Source organism: Actinomycetota bacterium (assembly GCA_019347675.1).
GTDB lineage: Bacteria > Actinomycetota > Nitriliruptoria > Nitriliruptorales > JAHWKO01 > JAHWKW01.
In genome coordinates this window covers 1-2,090 of record JAHWKW010000070.1, presented here as the reverse complement: position 1 = coordinate 2,090, position 2,090 = coordinate 1, and the positions used below count along the sequence as shown (strand labels likewise).

Below are 2,090 nucleotides of genomic sequence, written 5' to 3'. Positions count from 1 at the left end.
CGTGGCTTTATTGTAGTTTCCCCGTCTGCGCATCCTACAAGGGGCACCCATGCTTCCAGCGCGCGAGGCCTTGACGTGCATCGCCGATGGCCGGCTGCGGGTGCTCTGCTCGATCGTGCTGCGGCACGCGGGCTACCGGGTTCGGGAGGTGGCGACTCCCGCGGAAGCGCGCGCCGCTATCGAAGGCGGTCTCGTCTCCCTGCTGGTGGCCGGCGCGCTGGCCGAGGCCGTTCCCGAGGAGGTCCGGCGGTGGCTGCGCGTCCCCGTGGACGACCAGGTGGTGGCCGGCCTCGCCGACCGGGTGAGCGGCTGGCTGTGCACGCCCGCGCCCGTGCGCGCACGCGCGCGGGAAGCTCTGGGGGCCGTGGCGCGGGAGCGATACTCGTGGGAGGGCGTCGCCCGGGGGGTGCTGCGCGCCGCCCGGGGCGAGCTCGGCGCGCTACCCCCGGTTCCCTGCCCTTGAAGGAGGACACCTCGCCGGGCGCTGGGATAGAGTCCGCCCCGCATGGGGAGAGGTTTTCGGGCACTGCGGGGAGGAGTCGTGGCGGCGGGCCTGCTGGCCGCCACGCTCGCGGCCGGCGCCTGCGGCAGCGAGGAAACCGACCTGGTCGCCGGGAAGGAGGCCTTCCTGGAGGGCTGCGCGTCCTGTCACACGCTGGAACGCGCCGGCTCCCAGAGCCAGGTCGGGCCCAACCTCGACGCGGCCTTCCAGCGCGCGCTGATCGACGGCTTCAACCGCGAGGGGATCGAGGGCCTGGTGCGCGAGCAGATCGACGACCCGGCCAAGGTCCCCGAGGACAGTCCTGCCTATATGCCCCCCGACATCTTCACGGGCCAGAAGGCGCGCAACGTCGCCGCGTACGTGGCCTTCGCGGTGGCCAACCCGGGCGAGGACCAGGGGCTGCTGGCCGAGGCCGGGCGCAGCGACGCCGAGCCCGGCACGGGCGAGTTCGTGTTCCTGGAGGGTGGCGAGAGCGGCGCGCAGCCCTGCGGCCAATGTCACGCCCTGGAAGCGGCCGGCACCTCGGCGACCATCGGGCCCGAGTTGGACTCCTACCTTCAGGGCGCGGGCGAGGAGGAGCTGCGCACCGACATAGTGGCCCCCGACGAGGAGCTCGCGGAGGGCTTCCAGAGCGGCGTCATGCCCTCCGACTACGGCGAGTCGCTCAGCGAGGAGGAGCTCGATCGGCTGATCGAGTACCTGCTCGAGGCCGGCGGTGGAGGCGGCGAGGGCGGCTGATCCAGGCGCTCGGACAGCGCTAGGCCTGGTCAGCTCGCCGGGTAGAGGTCGAGGGCGTGCTCGGGGATCACGGTGCCCGCTGAGACCTCCCATCCCCCGGTGCCGTAGCGCTCGAAGGCCAGCCGCCGGTCGCCCGCCACGTACTCGACGTATTCCATGGCCCCCTTGCCGCCCGGGCCCGCGCGCTCCTCGGTGCGGTAGGCGGCGCGGCCGTGCTGGTCGCGGCGGAAGGTCGTGCCGCGGTGCTCGAGCTGCGCGGGGCCCGGCTCGAGGGCGGCGCCGGCAAGCCTCTCGTAGACCGTTACCTGCAGTCCTTCGTCGTCCTCCACGGACAGCCACAGCCGCCGCCCGCCGACCTCGTCCTCGAGCAGGTGCTCGTCCCACGAGAAGCCCTCCTCCTGGAAGCGCAGCGTCCGGTCGACGACGAAGTCGGTGCCCTCGTAGGTCACCACGTCGCCCGCTCCGAGCCGGCGCACGTCGCCGTGCAGCGCGCGCTGCTCGTCGGCGGCCGAGGGCGCGGGCAGGGAACGATCGCCGCCGCCCCGGCTGCGCAGGGCGACCGTGATCGCGATCGCTGCGACGGCGAGGATCACGATCACGGCCAGAGCCTCCATGCCCCACCTAGAGCACGGCGCGAACGATCAGGACCACTGCGACCAGCACGGCGATCACGGCGACCACCCGGACCAGCATGGCGAACGCGGCCTCCTCTGAGCGCAGCGGATTGCGCATCCCGGGCGGCTCAGAGCAGGTAGATCGTCGCGTAGACGACGATCCACATCACGTCGACGAAGTGCCAGTAGATGCCCGGTATCTCGACCCCCCGGTGCTCCTTGGCCGAGAAGTGGCC

At 72.6% G+C, this 2,090-nt stretch carries 4 protein-coding genes; 2 read left to right on the top strand and 2 right to left on the bottom strand.

Annotated features, from left to right (window positions below):
• Positions 1 to 49 precede the first annotated feature (49 nt).
• Together KY462_16955 and KY462_16950 are read left to right on the top strand one after the other, a co-directional pair.
• Positions 50 to 463: a hypothetical protein gene (locus KY462_16955; GenBank protein MBW3579388.1), complete on the top strand. Its 414-nt coding sequence runs from the start codon at positions 50 to 52 to the stop codon at positions 461 to 463.
• 78 nt (positions 464 to 541) lie between these two features.
• On the top strand, positions 542 to 1,240 hold the full coding sequence (locus KY462_16950; GenBank protein MBW3579387.1) for a cytochrome c: 699 nt from the start codon (positions 542 to 544) through the stop codon (positions 1,238 to 1,240).
• A gap of 29 nt (positions 1,241 to 1,269) precedes the next feature.
• Here KY462_16950 and KY462_16945 read toward each other — a convergent pair whose 3' ends face one another.
• Both KY462_16945 and KY462_16940 read right to left on the bottom strand, forming a co-directional pair.
• Positions 1,270 to 1,854, bottom strand: a complete 585-nt coding sequence (locus KY462_16945; protein MBW3579386.1) for a DUF4178 domain-containing protein — start codon at positions 1,852 to 1,854, stop codon at positions 1,270 to 1,272.
• Between the two features lie 128 nt (positions 1,855 to 1,982).
• On the bottom strand, positions 1,983 to 2,090 hold a 108-nt coding region (locus tag KY462_16940), incomplete at its 5' end, for a cytochrome c oxidase subunit 3 (protein MBW3579385.1).

Coding starts and splice junctions, on each gene's coding strand:
- KY462_16955 (MBW3579388.1), top strand. CDS start 50: ATGCTTCCAGCGCGCGAGGCCTTGACGTGCATCGCCGATGGCCGGCTG.
- KY462_16945 (MBW3579386.1), bottom strand. CDS start 1,854: ATGGAGGCTCTGGCCGTGATCGTGATCCTCGCCGTCGCAGCGATCGCG.